The 16,361-nt window shown below is 39.9% G+C and carries 19 protein-coding genes; 3 read left to right on the top strand and 16 right to left on the bottom strand.

Translation table 11 applies throughout. The annotated features are described in order from the left end of the window. Nucleotides 1-41: 41 nt before the first annotated feature. From KVY11_RS01130 to KVY11_RS01140, 3 genes are all read left to right on the top strand, one after another. Nucleotides 42-269: a hypothetical protein gene (locus KVY11_RS01130; protein WP_218287796.1), complete on the top strand. Its 228-nt coding sequence runs from the start codon at nucleotides 42-44 to the stop codon at nucleotides 267-269. 71 nt (nucleotides 270-340) lie between these two features. Beyond that, nucleotides 341-2,113, top strand: a complete 1,773-nt coding sequence (locus KVY11_RS01135) for an AIPR family protein (protein ID WP_218287798.1) — start codon at nucleotides 341-343, stop codon at nucleotides 2,111-2,113. A 320-nt stretch (nucleotides 2,114-2,433) separates the two neighbouring features. Then, complete coding sequence (locus KVY11_RS01140; RefSeq protein WP_218287799.1) at nucleotides 2,434-2,811, top strand: hypothetical protein; 378 nt, start codon at nucleotides 2,434-2,436, stop codon at nucleotides 2,809-2,811. 157 nt (nucleotides 2,812-2,968) lie between these two features. Here KVY11_RS01140 and KVY11_RS01145 read toward each other — a convergent pair whose 3' ends face one another. The 16 genes from KVY11_RS01145 to KVY11_RS01220 all read right to left on the bottom strand — a co-directional run bounded on the left by KVY11_RS01145 (nucleotide 2,969) and on the right by KVY11_RS01220 (nucleotide 16,359). Continuing rightward, nucleotides 2,969-3,385: a hypothetical protein gene (locus KVY11_RS01145; protein ID WP_218287801.1), complete on the bottom strand. Its 417-nt coding sequence runs from the start codon at nucleotides 3,383-3,385 to the stop codon at nucleotides 2,969-2,971. Then, nucleotides 3,386-3,892, bottom strand: coding sequence for a glycoside hydrolase family protein (locus tag KVY11_RS01150; protein WP_218287802.1), 507 nt, complete (start codon nucleotides 3,890-3,892; stop codon nucleotides 3,386-3,388). After that, a complete protein-coding gene (locus KVY11_RS01155) occupies nucleotides 3,882-4,163 on the bottom strand; it encodes a holin (RefSeq protein ID WP_058869409.1) in 282 nt (93 codons plus the stop codon). Before KVY11_RS01155 ends, KVY11_RS01150 begins: the two co-directional genes overlap by 11 nt. A gap of 54 nt (nucleotides 4,164-4,217) precedes the next feature. Further along, the gene (locus KVY11_RS01160; protein ID WP_218287805.1) at nucleotides 4,218-5,114 is read right to left on the bottom strand and encodes a LamG domain-containing protein; all 897 of its coding nucleotides are present in this window, start codon (nucleotides 5,112-5,114) and stop codon (nucleotides 4,218-4,220) included. Then, nucleotides 5,107-7,881, bottom strand: coding sequence for a phage tail protein (locus KVY11_RS01165; protein WP_218287806.1), 2,775 nt, complete (start codon nucleotides 7,879-7,881; stop codon nucleotides 5,107-5,109). The genes KVY11_RS01160 and KVY11_RS01165 overlap by 8 nt, the downstream gene beginning before the upstream one ends. Continuing rightward, nucleotides 7,847-8,068 carry a hypothetical protein gene (locus KVY11_RS01170; RefSeq protein ID WP_218287738.1) on the bottom strand — a complete coding sequence of 74 codons (222 nt, stop codon included), beginning with the start codon at nucleotides 8,066-8,068 and terminating at the stop codon, nucleotides 7,847-7,849. The genes KVY11_RS01165 and KVY11_RS01170 overlap by 35 nt, the downstream gene beginning before the upstream one ends. Next, nucleotides 8,065-8,283, bottom strand: a complete 219-nt coding sequence (locus tag KVY11_RS01175; protein WP_094148325.1) for a hypothetical protein — start codon at nucleotides 8,281-8,283, stop codon at nucleotides 8,065-8,067. Before KVY11_RS01175 ends, KVY11_RS01170 begins: the two co-directional genes overlap by 4 nt. 1 nt (nucleotide 8,284) lies before the next feature. After that, nucleotides 8,285-9,343, bottom strand: coding sequence for a phage BR0599 family protein (locus KVY11_RS01180; RefSeq protein ID WP_218287807.1), 1,059 nt, complete (start codon nucleotides 9,341-9,343; stop codon nucleotides 8,285-8,287). Continuing rightward, complete coding sequence (locus tag KVY11_RS01185) at nucleotides 9,340-10,485, bottom strand: hypothetical protein (protein WP_218287809.1); 1,146 nt, start codon at nucleotides 10,483-10,485, stop codon at nucleotides 9,340-9,342. The genes KVY11_RS01180 and KVY11_RS01185 overlap by 4 nt, the downstream gene beginning before the upstream one ends. Beyond that, complete coding sequence (locus KVY11_RS01190) at nucleotides 10,486-13,497, bottom strand: gp58-like family protein (protein ID WP_218287811.1); 3,012 nt, start codon at nucleotides 13,495-13,497, stop codon at nucleotides 10,486-10,488. 54 nt (nucleotides 13,498-13,551) lie between these two features. Beyond that, nucleotides 13,552-13,872, bottom strand: coding sequence for a hypothetical protein (locus tag KVY11_RS01195; RefSeq protein WP_218287813.1), 321 nt, complete (start codon nucleotides 13,870-13,872; stop codon nucleotides 13,552-13,554). Between the two features lie 205 nt (nucleotides 13,873-14,077). Continuing rightward, entirely contained in the window at nucleotides 14,078-14,563 is a 486-nt protein-coding gene (locus KVY11_RS01200; protein WP_218287815.1) for a phage tail assembly chaperone family protein, TAC, read from the bottom strand. 40 nt (nucleotides 14,564-14,603) lie between these two features. After that, nucleotides 14,604-15,116 (bottom strand): phage tail tube protein, encoded by a 513-nt coding sequence (locus tag KVY11_RS01205; RefSeq protein ID WP_218287816.1) that lies wholly within the window; start codon nucleotides 15,114-15,116, stop codon nucleotides 14,604-14,606. Nucleotides 15,117-15,161: 45 nt separating this feature from the next. Then, complete coding sequence (locus tag KVY11_RS01210) at nucleotides 15,162-15,530, bottom strand: DUF3168 domain-containing protein (protein WP_218287818.1); 369 nt, start codon at nucleotides 15,528-15,530, stop codon at nucleotides 15,162-15,164. Next, nucleotides 15,530-16,018 carry an HK97-gp10 family putative phage morphogenesis protein gene (locus KVY11_RS01215; protein ID WP_218287820.1) on the bottom strand — a complete coding sequence of 163 codons (489 nt, stop codon included), beginning with the start codon at nucleotides 16,016-16,018 and terminating at the stop codon, nucleotides 15,530-15,532. Before KVY11_RS01215 ends, KVY11_RS01210 begins: the two co-directional genes overlap by 1 nt. Next, complete coding sequence (locus tag KVY11_RS01220) at nucleotides 16,000-16,359, bottom strand: head-tail adaptor protein (protein WP_218287821.1); 360 nt, start codon at nucleotides 16,357-16,359, stop codon at nucleotides 16,000-16,002. Before KVY11_RS01220 ends, KVY11_RS01215 begins: the two co-directional genes overlap by 19 nt. Between the last annotated feature and the right edge of the window lie 2 nt (nucleotides 16,360-16,361).

Here is a 16,361-nt window from a genome sequence, read left to right on the forward strand (position 1 = left end):
CTAATTGATAGCTTCTTTAATCAAGCTGAGGTGAACAAAAAATGGCTTATATAACCAAAGACGGCAAGTGGCTTGCCTATCGAGATGCAACACAAGAAATACTGGAATATGATGATTTTTCAGATGTCCAACAGGTTTATCAACCTGAATGGTTTTGGGTCGATAACAAAGATGATGCAAAAGAGTTTCATGCTGAAAGTATTGCTAGTTCATTTCTAATTCGTCGACGTGGTGAATTTTGGAAAGGTGCAAAAGTAGCCAATAGATAAAAATTAAAATATTGAATTTAAATTATTTTTAAGTATATTACTTTTTATAAATATACTCAGAGTAGTTTTCAATGACAACAAACGCTCACGTTATCCTTCAACAAATTCTAGATGATCAAATCACGGAATTGGGAATAGATACCGATGCAAACACTTTTTTTGGTACCTTTTCTGCTTTGCAAATCCTAAAAAATAATGAGTTAACTTATGATGAAATCACTTCTGGAAATGTAGATGGTTCTTTAGATGGTGGTATTGATAACTTTTACTTATTCATTAATGGTGATTTGATTGATTGGAGATGCTTTATAACTCAAGAAGAAGAAAGTGAATTAGAAGATACGGAAAATGAAAATTTATTAACCGTTAAGAATATAAAGGAAAAATATAAGAAAAATATTGAAATTGAAGTTGTTATTATACAATCAAAACTAACTAACTCTTTTGCTGAAACACCAATTACAACTCTAAAATCAAGTTTAGCAAACTTATTGGATTTTGAGGCAGACTTTAGTCAATTTTCTCATAGATACAAAGCCGATGTATTAAATTCATTTCATGTTTTTCAGCAAATATACCTTGCATTAGTTTCTCGAAGAGGAAACGTAAAAATAAATATTTATTACACGTCAAAAGGAAGTGATGTACATGACAATGTAAGAGCTCAGTCTGAGGAATTAAAAACACTTATCAAAACTAAAATCGCAAATTCTACAGTTAATTTTAACTTTTATGGTGCCCAAAAGCTCACAGAGCTTTATCAAAAAGTAGCTGACACTGATTTTGATTTGAATCTGGTCGAGAACTGTATTTCTAACAATACTAGCTCCTATATTGGTTTAACCAATATAGTTGAATTATACAAATTTATAACTGATACAGACGACAAGTTAATTAAGCACATATTTGAGTCAAATGTCCGAGACTATCAAGGCAAAAATAATGTGAACTCAGAGATTGAAAATACATTACTACATGATAGTGGAGAAGATTTTTGGTGGTTAAATAATGGTATTACCATACTTAGTTCTAATGTAACCCAAAAGACAAATAAACTACTATCTATTCAAAACCCTGAAATTGTAAATGGTCTACAGACTAGTTCTGTAATAAATCTTTTCTTTAAAAATCACCCTCATCGAAAAGAAGCAGAATCTAGAAATGTCTTAATAAGGGTTATTGTTCCAACAAGTGAAGAAGTTCGAGACAAAATCATTAAGGCAACAAATAGCCAAACTCAAATTCCAAAAGCATCGTTGAGAGCAACAGATCCAATTCATCGGCAAATTGAGTCATTCTTGAAGCCTAAGGGACTTTTTTATGATCGACGAAAAAACTTTTATAAAAATGAAGGGAAAAAACCTAAAGAGATAGTAAGTATATCTTTTATGTCTCAATGTTTAATATCTGTACTTATGCAACGCCCAGACTATGCACGAGCTAGACCTTCTACACTTTTAGATGATGATGATTCTTACAACAGACTATATTCAGAAAATACTCCTCTAGAGGTTTATTATCTTATTAGTTATTTTGGAAAAAAAGTTGAAGAGCATACTCGCAATATTCCGAATCTTGAAAGCAATCAGAGTACTGATATTAAATTTCACGTTTTATATGCAAGTATAGCTTTAGCTTGCAAAAGTACACGACCAACGAATCAAGCAATTCGTCTTTTAAATGAGTCATCAATTGATGAATATTTACCAGATGCAATTGGTATAACATCTTCTTTATACTTAGGAAATGGTGGGAATAACAAAGCTGCGAAAGCTCAAAAAATGAGAGAAGAGCTAATCTCTAGGCTACATTTCGTGCTAAACACAAAAGGACTATTTGGTTAATTAACTTGTGTAATTCAAATACTTTAGACGAATACAGTAGTATGGAGTCTTATAGAAATTGAATAAGTTGTGCATCCTATAAAAAGGATGCACAACAATATTACCTCAAACACTCTTTTCATAATCAATTAGAACTTTACCCAATGCTGATAATGCCTAAGTTTTTCATACTGAATGTATTGCAATCACTTTTTTGCAAGCCGATTCGGAAAATTTTGGAAAGGTGCAAATGTTGTGTTTAAATAACCTAACTTTTAGTCGTTCTTGGCTTTAAAAGTATATATTGATTATAAATTTTTATTTTAAATATGGTACGTATCATGCAAGAAACATTTAAAGCTGGAACACATTATGGTGATTATAAAGGTACTATTACTGCCGATGATGCAGATCTCTCAACATTATTATTCGCTATGAGAGCCAAACTCAATATTGCTGAAAAAGAACATATCGTTGGATACACATTTCAAGCAAACTATAAATTGAGAACTACTGAAATTGAATCTATTTCTGTAATTGTTTATTTAAATAATGATTCAAATTTAAAAGAAAAAGTTGAAAATTTTGAAACCATCGATGTAAAAAAAGTTACAGGTGAAATATCCATTTCGGAATTTTTTGGACTATTCAAAGAATTGGAAATTTGCCTTTCAACTAAAGGGATACTAGATGGTGCTTCACTAAACATAATAAATTAAAAAAAGCCCTCACTTGAGGGCTTTTCCAATCTTAATCCAAGCATCATTTTGCAATGCACATTCGTTATGCTTTGCCACCGTATCCACACCCCAGATCATCCAGTCCTTTCCAGTGTTACCCTGAATTTCATTGAGCTGCGGACATGGCTGCATCAAATTAGCTGGTATTTCGACTTTTGATAAGCGAGTTAATGGACTGCATGCCGTCATCATCTGAGCAAACATTACGATAAACGTCGCGCTCAACAACTTTATCGACAAACTTTGTGACAGTTTCAACTTTAACTTTGTATTTGGCTTTTTCAGTTTCATAGTCTGAACTCAATTGATTGATTGTTGATTGCCGCTGGGCCAGTGCTTCTTGATATCTCTGGGCAGCTAGATCCGCTTGGTCTTTATAATCCGCATGAATATCTGCTTTTTGCTGATTGCATGTCAGTTCAGCATTTTCAAATTGGGTTTTGTAATGGCCTACACGTAACGTCTGCACACCAAGGCCAATCAATACCACCAATAAAAAAGCCGCCAAAGTAAATATGACGGCTTCATAAAATTTTGCTAAAAAGGTTTGCATCTACTGCGCTCCCATGCATTTCGAGTGACGCTCAACCTGACGTGTCCAAACCCCATAACAGTTGTTGGATCGAACCGAGCAATCACGTTTGGCCACGTACTTCCACTTGAGTAATGCATCACAAGCCTGCTTATACTTCCCTGCTTTCAAATTGCGAAGCATGGAGGACTGATTCCAATTGGCTTGACCAAAGTTATAGGTGAAGTCGAGATATACGTCATACTCGACTTGAGACAGCTTCACGCCCTGGAGAGATTTACGAAATGGAATTTCATCTTTGGCCACATGTGCTTTTGCCCATTCCAATGCGGTTTTACGTGAAATTGGAGGATCGGTCATTTTAATCTTGGTGCCATCAGGCTTGGTTGTTGATCCGATACCTTGAGTCACAATGCCACCAGTATCTTTGTAGGGAACAGGCATATTTCCCTCTTTACTTTCTAAATTCCAAAAAAAAGCAGCCGAAGCTGCTAATCCCATTGCCCAGTATTTCGTTTTATTCGACATTGCATTCACCCTTCGCTTTACTCAGCGCAATTTGATGTAGTTGCTCGGCACGTTTGTTTTCTTGACGCTTGTAGTACCAGTTAATCAAGAAGCTCATAAAGCTCACTAATAGGCCTGCAATCGCCACCAGCAAGCCAATCGCTGTGATTGGATCTAAACCCAATAACTTCCCCGACAAGCCAGCAATTGATCCCCCTACTGCTGTTTTGGTTGAAATTGATGTAACTGCAGCACTCGCTTCAGCAATTGCTTGCCCTGTTGTTTCAGACATTTCGCCCCCTAATTTTTGGTAATAAAAAAGCACCCTAAAGTGCCATGAAGATATTTATTTGTCTGAAAAAGGCATTGATGGTGGTATAAATTCTGCTTGATAACGACCTATCCCTTTCGTATACCTAAACTCATCAATATAGCCATTCAAATCTAAAGATGGGAAGTCCCTCGCCCCACCGAGCCAGACCTCTCTTGTACTATTGAAAACAGGCTCGACCCTCATCGCGGAAGCTATTGAAACACCATCAACAAAAACACGTATCATATTATTACTGTCTTTGGACACAGCTAAGTGATGCCAAGTATTTAATGAAGGAACCCAAGCTCCCATCACATCTTGTATAAGAGCACCATCCCAAAACCTAAAACATAATTGGTTTGTAGAGGGTATAAAAAGTGCCCATGATCTATCTAATGTTGCGCTCCATTTAGAAAAAAAACAGGGTGTTCCTAATGTACTAAGTCTTGCCCAGCACTCGATCGTAAACTGTTCTGCACCCATATTGAAATCCGCATGATGCGGAGTTGATACATAATCACCATTTCCATCCAAAAATAATGAAGTATTTCCAAATTTACTTTGATCTTTTGATATTTTTGCATTCCCATAAGTCAACCAATGTTTATTTTTAATATCTATTATTGTTGTAGAGTTATCTTCTCCAAGAAAATGAATGAGCGATACAACATATTGAATATATTGGTCTTTCTGCGTAACTATTATTATTTCAGTGCTTAACTTTTCAGTGCCGTTCTTGATTGAACTTAAACGGATAAAATAAGTTTGATCTGAAATAATATTAGTATCTATATAAGATCTAACATCTCCCGATAATATCGCTTTAGGTGCAGGTAAGTTTTCAGGATCAATCGGCGTTCCTGAACAGTAGTAACGCTGCTCATCCACAAACCCATCTACTTTCCAATTTAGCTCTAAACGATTAGTCATTTTTAAACTCAACTGTTAAATCATAAGGTGCTGAGAAGAATTGTGACAACTCAACCGAATGCACAAATGGCGCTGCACATTCATATCCGTCTCGTAAAGATTTCAATGTCATTTCAATCGTACGTGTATTGGCATTCATCGCTGATGTTGCAAAGGTGTAGGTATGAAGTGAGCCGAGACTTAAATTCTGGGTGCGTAATTCGATGTTATTTTCATCGTGCTCAACCAAAATTAATTGATATGTTACGCCACTCTCAGTCGCCACCCCACCATCAAACCAACTGAGAAAATCACCACCAGTTTGTTGCAAGCGATTACGGTCAACCCAAGTCAAAACCAGATCTGTTTCAATTTCTTCAGGCCAATACTCACCATTGATTTTCACATTCGCTGGTGGATAAGGTCGGTTTGCCAATCCCACCATCTCAATGCTATGCGCGGTTGCGGAACCAAGCGCAAGCTGTGCCGATCCCGTCTTGGTGAGTGACTTCACATTGAGCGATTCACCCGCAAAGTAATCCGTCTCATCCAATGCAATGTAATCATCACAGAATAAGATCATTGAACCTGCAGCTTGATCCTGCGGAACGGTATAGTTCACCCCACGTTTGACCGTAATCTCAGTTTCACTGATGGCGGTCACCGCCATATGCTCATCATTGACCAAAATCCATTTACCCAGCTCAATTTCTTCTAAATCCTCGACTTTACGAATAGCGAATGTAGATTCCATTTTGCCAATGGCCTGCGCCAATTCTGCACTTGGGCAATAATCCAACGTTGCTTTAGAGGCATAGCCTGAACCTGAATCCACATAAATCTCAGCCGACATGGCATTTTGTTGGCCACGTGGAGCCACCACAGCAACGCGTGACAATGTAGGCTCATCTGCAAGATCAGCATTCACTTCTGACTCAGTGGCAAATTGCACTGCATCATAGTATTGAAGCTCAAGTACACGGACATAAGGGTTATCAAGCGGTGCTTGATTGGCTGGGTTCTCATACGGTGGTACATAAGGCACTACAGAGTTCATCGGGGTACTAAACACATCCTCAATAGCTTCAATCGTTGCTCCAAAGTTGTGATCGTCGCCATAGTCAATCGAATTGACGCGCATCACCGCCCCATCCACGCCATGTGCTGCCCAATTCCACTGAAAGGCATTACCCTCTTTCAACTGCAATGCAGTGTCAGGATCAACATTGTTGAGTGTGACGATTTTTAAAGGACTAGAAAGTGCTTTTAAATCACGCTCAGCTGCCATATAAGCAGTCTTGGCATTGGTAAAGCCATCATAAGTCACCGATTTATTCACCAAGCCATTTTGGGCAATACGTGCAGGATCTTGTGCTGTCACCGTGGCATCTTTGCCTGTTTCTTTCTCCCAATAGGTCACGGTAATCTGATTGATTTGCTCTGCTGCAGTACGGATTTCATAATCTGAAATCTTGCCAACATTCGATTCATCCAGAATCAGTAGGTCATCTGCAACATAATCATCACGAATCAGGGTGAGTACCCACTTATTGGTGCGACTGTCTACCGTACACACCGCATCAATGTGCTCACAAATCAAGTCGATGATTTTCTCTATCTCACCTTCATCATCAAACACGATCGACATATACATGTCTTCTTGATTGAGCACCGCCCAAGCATTTAAAAAGCTGTCTTTATCCAGCATCTCTTCTAGTTGCCCCATCCCCCACGCTGTGTTGGTGATGCAGGTCCACAGCATGTCTGCTGGGTTCATGTCTGGTTCACCTGAACGCACCCCAAACCAAGCTTCAATATTAAAAACTGCTTCAGCATCACCTGGTGCAAAGTGAGGCACAAATGCTCCAAGCCCCGTATTATCTTCTGGAGTATTATCCCCCTGCAGAAGCAAGGCATTTAATGGAACAAAATCAACACTTGCTGATGAAAATGTATGGGTTTGATAAACAGAAGTGTCATGAAACATGGATTGAAACTGCTCAATAACAGCAGGGGTTACATCCCACCCATCATGCATAGGGATAAATATTCGACGACAATGTTCTGTTTGGTGTGTATTTAAAAAACTCTCAGCCGAACTGATCATACTGGAAATGGACACCCCGCTAACTTGACGTTTAGCATTTATCCAAGCAATAGCATCCGGCACATCATCTTCTGTGAACCCAACATAATCTTTAATATGGAGTGATGCATCAAAGAACATTAATCGAAGATTAATTATTGATCCATCATATACCGCCACCAAATCCCCAATTAACCCAATCATTCGTGCAACACCAGACGTTGTGAAGAATAAAAAATCTTCCTCAGTCATCGATCTTGAGCTGTCCATTGCGATCACAATATTAGTCACGCCATCAATAAAGGTCGGCTTAATACCATTCACATATGAAAGTCGGTATTTCCAATCCTTCATATAATTGGATGTTCCGAAATATCCCTGCTTCCATACAAATGAACAAACACCGCGTGAAGCAGGGACATTACCTACACCTAACTTTTTTTCTAAATAAGGATCTGGCATTTGGTTTGGAGAACCCGTGTAATAATTAAAATTACCCGTTACCCCGCCACCACCACCTACATCATGGCCGCCAAATAAATTTTGCTGCGCAATACGGCTTGAGCCATTGCCCATCCCGCCATACCATGCTTCTTTATCTTCTACCCAAATGCGACGAAGAAAGCACCCTGCATGGGCAAGAACGGCTTGCCAACCTGCATAGTATTTATGTGCGTATGTCTGTTTTTTTCCACCGCTCATTGTGTTCTTCCTGTGCAATCTCAACGACTTTTAAAGCCATAGCATCCTGTGTATCAATCAGCTTTTGTGCATCAATCCCATTGGCCAAGAAATCTGACCAGTCCCAATGATGGGCATCAAAAAAGGGCTTAACGCCCTCTTTTCTGCAATACTTCGCAGCCCGAATATGTCGAATGTAAATTTTCATTTTTTCAGAGCCACCGCCTTTTGATCGCCAAAATAGGTATAGGTTGGTGCGACATCGCGTGAACCGAGTACCACCTTGATCGGTGTCCCATATTCAACGCTGGGTGCTTCAACCTCACCCGCCACTGTCCGTGTCTTCTGATTCTTGATCATCATCAAAGACACTGCGACCGATACAATCATGGTCACAACAGCAAAAATAATCTGAGGCCACATATCACACCACCTGTCGAACCAATGGGTTATCACCCGGAACAAAAGGAAAACCGCCATAATTTGGCAGATTGGCATAGGCCTTACATGCATCTGGTGTTTTTAAGCACCCGGGATAAAGCGTCACATAAGGCACGGCTTCTTCAGCGGAGCGAAGTTCAGCTTCAGCAATCGGGATTACATCAGCTGCTGCATTTTTTTCAGTTTCAGCCAGTGCAAGCGCATCCACTAAGTCCTGGTAATTTGGATCTTCAGGAGCTGCATTATTCAATGCCTCAAGCGCTTGATTATAGGCCGTTTGTTTAAGCACCAATGCAGCTTGGGCATCTGCCAATGCTTGAGTCTTTAAGGCAATGTCATCCATCAATGCCGTGTATTCAGCATCGCTCAGTGCAATGTTGCTAAACGAATCAAAGCGCCGCTTTAAAACAAGGTGATTACCCTTGCTAGTATCGATGGTAATCAATACCCCGCTTGGATCTTCAATCATGCCAATCAGAAAGTAATTGTCTGCATAAGCTTCTAGGCCACGTAGCTCCATGTTCAGCTTATCCACGCTTTTGATGGTGGTCTTCACCGCATAATTTGCCTTGGCCAAACGACAATCTTGATCGAACAATCGATATGGGCATGTGGCTTGAATCTTTCGAGTCACCGCATTACGCCCCACCTTGGTGTATTCCGTCTCAAATTGAAGTTTGATGCCTTCATCATGCGGTTTGACTTTGGTCAATCGACCTGACCAAAACTGTCTAAACTCAACCCCTTCATAACTGAACATTTGAACCGTGGTAATTTCTTCAAGTTCAGAACGGGAAAGGTTCTGGGCGAATACCGAAAGCAATGAAAATTCTATCTCCATGGTTTGCTTCTCTAAGTCTCGTCCAGACTTATGCGAACCACGTTTAATCACATGCGGTTCATACACCACACCCGCATGCTCAATAAAGGCATCTCCATTGGTATAGGCACGTTGTACATTGCCTGTTTGAAAGAGATACAGTTCCCGCTTGGCAATGGTTGATTGCCCATTACCGAGCAATCGAGTAAAAAATTTCATCATGGCTCAATTTCCAAAATGGCGACTGAAGACTCAGTGATACCAGCGCCTTTATATTGAATATCCACTGAATCGTTATTGAGCCGATGAAGACCTAAATAGCTGATCATTCGAATATCCACAGCAGCTTTATTGAGTGCTGGTGTAATGCTGAGTCTCAGTGTGTTACTGGTTTGCACTGCATTTGAAATGCTATGTGCAGTCCAATTGCCTGACTTGTCTTGAATAGCGATATGCTTTCGATTCGAGGCATATTCCTGGTACTGATTCAACTCAACGTCAATCACAGTTGAAATCGCACCTGTACTTTTGACATAGAAATTGCGCTCAAATGTTGGCAACCAAAATGCGCGATATTGCCCCAGTCGGCGAAATAGAAACTGTCGATACTCAAACAAGGCTTGCTGACCTTTCATAACAGTTCGCATCGGTTTGCCGTAGCGGGCATGTAGCCAGTTGCTATGCTGATCAATCGGCCCTAATCCAAAATCCACCACAGTCTGGTGCTGCAGCACGGTGACATTTAACGCATTACCTTCCAGCAATAGACGCTTGAAGTAAATGTCATGTCCAAGAAACTCTGCGGGGACAGGTGCTTGAAGATAAGGTGCATCCATCACCTGAAACTGAAGGCTGGGTTGTCCATAAACTGCATTGATAGGTGCCGATACATCACCCAAAATAAAGCCCACTCGAAGTGGGCGTATAGTGAAATTCTGCAAGGTGATCGACTCATAGAGCTTTAAACCATTGGCTTGTATCTCTTTGATTTCAACGACAGCTAGACCATCTTTATGCTTAAGCAATGCCAGGGAATCGTTTCGGAAATCATAAATTGAAGTTTCACATTCAATAAAATCACCGTCCACACCACCAATACGCTGCCACTCTACATCAACAGGAATGGCCCACAGTTTACGTAAACCACCCCACAACACATTGAAGTTCTGCGCCAAAGCCGGACGTGCCACCACATAATCAATATTCAAAACTTGAGATGCGGTTTCACGTAAAGCTTTTCGTTTCTCCGTGCCATTATGTGAACTGTTGACGTAAGTTTGAAAACCTAGACTTTCAGACGATCCCACAAGCGTGCACTGGTCCAGTAAAACCAATTCACCAAAAAGTGTAGTTTGGATTTTCATTTACACTCCCATTGCGCGCCTAAACTCAGAAGGATTTGCCTTGATGAGGTTTAAAATTAACTGCCCAGCAGCAGGCTTTCTAAAATAACCACCAACCAAATCCTCCTGTTCAATTTGATTGATAATCGTAAGACCCTGCATACCATTTGATGAAGATTGCTGTTCTCGACCTAAAAATTGAGGCGTAGAGCCTAAATTAGGATTTCCTAAATCAGGGGTATTACGTATCAATCCACCATCAGCAAACTTACCAGGTAAATTACCTGTAGCATTCATGTAATCAAGATTGCCTATTCCAAGTTTCGCAACAGCAGCAGCCTTCATCATGTACTCACCATTGGATGCCCAAATCGGAATATCATCACTCGTGCCTGTACCTTTACCCGTAATATGACCACCTGTCGCAAAGCCTTTCATCGTTACCGAAGAAATCGTTGCTAAAGCTGGAGCTAATGCAGCCATTACTGATGCAGCACCTGCAAACTTCTGCGGAAGTGTCATAGCACTAGGATCAGCAAATGCTTGCGTATAGGCTGTCCAAGCTGCAACCATAGAAGATGCAATTGAAAACGCCTGCTGACCAGCAAGCATTACTCTATAAGCAGTAGATTGCTCCCCCGCACTGTCCTTAACAGATTGTGTGAGTTGTGAAAATGTATTCTGGCCATTAGTCAGAAGACCTTGCCACATATCCATCTGCTGCTGATACTGATCTAATACAAGCTGTTTTGAACTTGCATTATAGTCAGCATCTAAGGCTCTCATTTTCTCTAGGTGGGTCGCTTTTGCTAACTCCAGAAGCTCATAGCGCTTTTGGGCCTCATCTGGTGCGTCATAGTCCTTGTTAATCCGATTTACATTGTTGGTGTAATCATCAAATTCACCAGACTTTGCCTGCTTAGACGATGCATTCAAGCCAGCTACTTGATACTGGTAAGAGTTTTTCCCGTACTTAGACGCAACACCAGATAACGCAATTGCATCCTCTGCATTTGCCATTTGACCCAATAAATCGTTTTTGGTGCTGTCGTACTTTTCCTTTTGTGCCTTTTGAAAATTATAAACATCCTTCTGGTATGCATCAGCCTGAAGTTTCAGATATTTATCAATAGCCGATTGATCACCCTCATATGCCAACTTAACATCTTTGATCTTTTGAGCATTATCATCTGCCATTTTCTGCTCTTCAGTTGCATAACGAGATGAAACATTAAGCTGCAATCGGGCCTGTTCATTCCGAATGCGGGTGGCCTCCTCATTCGTTTTTTTGACTATATCTAATTCAGCATTTGCTTCTTTTAAAGCGCCAGAAGAACCGTTATAACCTAAAACTGAAACATGAATATGCCCACCTGTGGCACGGCTAGATGGATTTTTATATTCATCCAAGACCTTAACAACAAAACCATATCGCTTTGCTAATGCTTCAAGCTGAGTTACTGCCTGTTCAGACTGTTTTGCATCTTCAATGGTGAAATCAAAGGCATTACCTGTGGCATGCTTGCTGTTTGTTCCTTTATGGTATGTATCATTAAATGCAGTAAATCGAGATAAAGAACTGCCTAAAGTGTCCTGAGCCATCTGTGCAAAATTAGCTGTATAGGCACGAACATTACCACCAGCAAAAGATTCGGAACTTTTTATACGTAAGCCACTTAGTGCAGATGCACCCACCATTTTATTTAAATCAGCTTGTTCTTTCTTTAACTTAGCTTTACTTAAAGCCTGTTTCTCAGCAGCTTTAGCATTTTCTTCAGCTGCTTTGGTATCTATTGCAAGTCCTCTTGCAGATTCATTTGCTGCAGTATTCACTGCATATATTGAATTGACTAATGCACTGGACGAAGTACTTGCTGCATCACTTGTAATACTTACTGCATCAATACGTTTACCATAATCCTCTAAGGTATCGCCAATATCATCAAACATCATATTAATTGTGGCAATTTTATCCCCTTTTAGAGCAGCAATCGCAGCAGCGGTACCGCCAATAACTTTGCCTGCGATAGTAAAGGCAGCAGATACACCTAGGGCTACTTTAGTTACAGCTTTCAATACTGAACCAATTCCGGCTCCGACATCCTGCAACTGTTGTCCATTTTTTGATGTTCCAAATATGGCATTTGCGACATCCACCATGGCTGGCATAAAACCTGTAACTAACTGATTTTTCCAACCTTGAAATTGAATACTTACAGCCTGCGTTTGAGCATTTAACATTTGAGACTGTTTAATTGCTTCCTCAGTCTTAATAACCCCTGCGTCTTCTAAGGCTGAACCATATTCATCAAGTAATTTACCACCATCAGCAAAAAGTGGTAGTAAATTGCCTAAATCGCTTCCAAGGCTTTCAAATACAAAACGTTGCTCCTGTGAAGTCGCGCCTAATTCATCCAATTTATCTTTAACTAGCTGGACAGCCTCAACACCATCTTTACCTTGAAGTGTTTTACCGAATGCTTTGATTTGATCATCCGTAAGCTTTGTATTATTTTTCAAAGCATCAAAGAAATCAGCGGCACCACCACCTTGGGAAGCACTAAATTCACCCAGTTTTTCTTGAACATCAGAAAAAATACTCCCCAGTTGATCCTGTGAAATACCGAGCTGATCAGATGCATAACTCAAAATCTGAAAATTCGTAGTACTAATTTTGGCGCGGTTCGCTAGAATTGCCATTTGAGTGTCTGCTTTGGCTACCTCTATAGTCATTGCAGCAAGACCACCCATTGCAACTACTGAGCCACCGACTGCCATACCAGCTAAAGCTGCTGTAGTAGTAAGGACACCTCCCTCGAATACTCCCAACTTTCCTGTGATATCTGTAATAAATGTCCCAACCTGTGTACCACCAAGGGCTTGATTCATTTGTTCTTTAAAATTGGAGAAAGCCTTGCCCATTTTATCGGTAGATTCTTTGGCTTTACGTTCAGCTTTGTCCATTGGCTCGACAAATTGACCAATTTGAGCCACTAAATCTAGGGTTAAACGCCCCAATGAAGCTGTAGCCATACTTTTCTCCAGATAATAAAAAACCCCGTAAAACGGGGTTCTTTTTTAGTTCAATCACGAATATTTTCTAATGCAATTCCTATAAGCTGCAATATAGGTATGTAATGCTTGATATTTAATATCACTCTCTAAGTGTTCAATTGGCAATGTATATATGAGGCTAGACAGAATCCTTTTAATTTCGTCTCGATATACTGGATCACTCCATTCATCCACCAACTCATTTTGTTCAGTCAGAGATTCTCCGTTATACCTATTTTTTAATAGCTCCATAACGTATTCAGCATGACCAGCACAACGTTCATCTAAAGTTCTTTCGTGTCCCGCAAGAACTAGATTTGATGTAAAAACCAATAAAAATAAAAAGTATTTCATTAAGCCCTCAAATTTTGTAATTTAGGACACAATAATCATATGTACATAAAAAAGCCACCCTATTCCCCACCATACATCGATGCAGCTTCTTCAAATCCAATATCTGGTGCATCATGATGTGGTAAAAAGTCATATTTATCTTCTACCCGAAAACCTTCCACTTTGGCGTACATATATTTCAAATCAGCTAGGGCTTCATCAAGTCTTAATCCGAAGTTAAAACTGCCTCTGATTGTTCGGTATTGTCTCCAGAAGATAAACTCTCTGTGGCTAATGGTTCGTTTGGCTTCTGCAATTGTTCTTCCACCGATTCCGTTGAGGACGAGTTCTGCCCAGATTTCTTCTTGCTCGAATTCGTCGTCGGTGTGACCTTTCCCAAAAAATTCTTCTCTAGGATTTTTGCCCAAATCGCTTCAATAAATGGTTTGTTAAATTTCAAACGAATTTCATCTTCGGTAAATATTGCTTCGCCTTGTTCATCGACAATACAGTCAGCCAAAATACTAGCTAAAGATTCTTTATTATTACGATTCGCTTCCATTTGAGCAATTGCGGTCGAATAATCCATAATTTTGATGTACGTTTCAAAATTACACACTTTACCTTTTACAACAACTTCAACAGTAATTAATTCAGGCACATCAACCAAAATGCCTGACTTAATATCAGCAATACTTAATTTTTTATTCATGGTTTAATCCAAAAAAGTTAGCCCCTTTCGGGGCTCGGGTTTAAGCGGTTTCACGAATCCAAGCAACTTTGGTACTACGTTGGACTGTACAGGTTGTTTTAACAACAGTATTGGCATCAAGATCCATTGGGAAAGAATCAACATAGCCTGTAAAGGTATTCCAGCTGCGCCCTGGTGGCAGGGTTACTTCACCTGTAGCAGCATCAATGGATGGGACAATATTTTTTACTTCACCTTTATTCTTTCCAGCCCAGCCAACAATAAACTTGAGTGCTTTACCAGAAACTTCTAGGTCATATAATCGTCCATGTGATGGAACCTTGGGATCAGCATTTAAGTCAAATGTAGATTGACCCGTATCTTTTAGGCCACCTCCTTCCATGTACTGCTTACTTTCCTCTTCATCCAAAGGGGTAATTTCAATACGCTCTTTAGAATCCGTACCCGGTTTAAAGTTTAATGCACCCTCTACTTTAAACAGCTCCCATTCACCTGGTGTTGTGATTGATTCAGCAACTCCCCAAATGTCTGTACCTTGTGTACGTCGTGCCATAATTTTCTCCATAAAAAAACCACCTCTAGGGTGGCTTTCGTTTAGTTAAGGTTCTTCTAACCATCGGCTGTCTATCCGAATACGGTATAAATTGGTTTCTTGCTCAAGCTCACATCCTGTAAAGCCTTCAATTGCGCAGTAATCTTCTATGACTTTTCGCACTAATTTTGCAATGGTACGAGCATCACCTTTAGTTTTTGCATATATATCAATTTGCACATACAAAGAATCCATGTCAGATGCACCAGATAAGTATTGCTCCGTATCTGCGTTAATTATCTGCCAACATACATATGGTGTGCCTTCTGTATTGCTGGCATCAAACTCACCGACTCTTAAACCTGCACCATCGGAAAGTAATGCTGATAATTCAGCATTTGCAGCACAATGGTCGTAAAGTGGGATAATCAACATTATTTAATATCCCCCATCAAATCTGCTTTCAACTTTTCAGCAAAAGCATCTGTGGCATTTTGAATGTTTGATTCTAATGCCGGGCGCATAAATGGCTGAGCTTTGTTTTTTGATGTACCAAACTCAACCAACCAAAAGTGTTTTGTGTCATTTTCTACAGGGGTGTAATGCGGATTTGACTCTCGTGGTTTGCCTTTACGCTGCACATTTTCGTTGCTTCGCCAAAATTGACCACCACCTTTAACACCTACACGGACTTTTGTGGTGTTTTTATCACCAGTTTTGCCTGTGCGTATAACTAAATTTTTGGAAATATCTGCACTGGTTTTAGGGTCATCAATCTTTTTAGCATTGTCCTTGGCAGACTGTAAAACAGGCTTTGCAGCTGCTCGAAGCGCCTTTTTTACATGCTTTTTAGCCACATTTTTGGTCAGTTCATCCATTTTTTTTAAGGCTTCTTTTAGACCTTCTATTTCGAATCCTGCCATACATATGCCCCCAACTCACAAGCCAAAGTGACATATTCACGCCCTGTTTTGTTATCACGTAAGGGCGCAATAATGCGGTAATAAAGCCCATCACATAACAAACGACAGAGCGACCAATCAGTATTTGGTTCAATATCGTCCTGACGAAGCACAATACGGGTTGCTATCACTTTTTGATCTTTTCGTGCAGCAATGAAATCACGGATTGAGGCATCCGTTATGCGACCATAAATTGGAAAGATGGTGATCCAAACAGTTTCACGGTCTCCACTGCCATCATTTTTTATAACAACTTGTTTTCTTTGAACTTCAATAAATTGGTTTAATTTTCCTGTCTGCATGT

Origin of the sequence: Acinetobacter sp. CWB-G5, from assembly GCF_019209785.1 — a bacterium.
In the GTDB taxonomy this organism is placed as follows: domain Bacteria; phylum Pseudomonadota; class Gammaproteobacteria; order Pseudomonadales; family Moraxellaceae; genus Acinetobacter; species Acinetobacter johnsonii.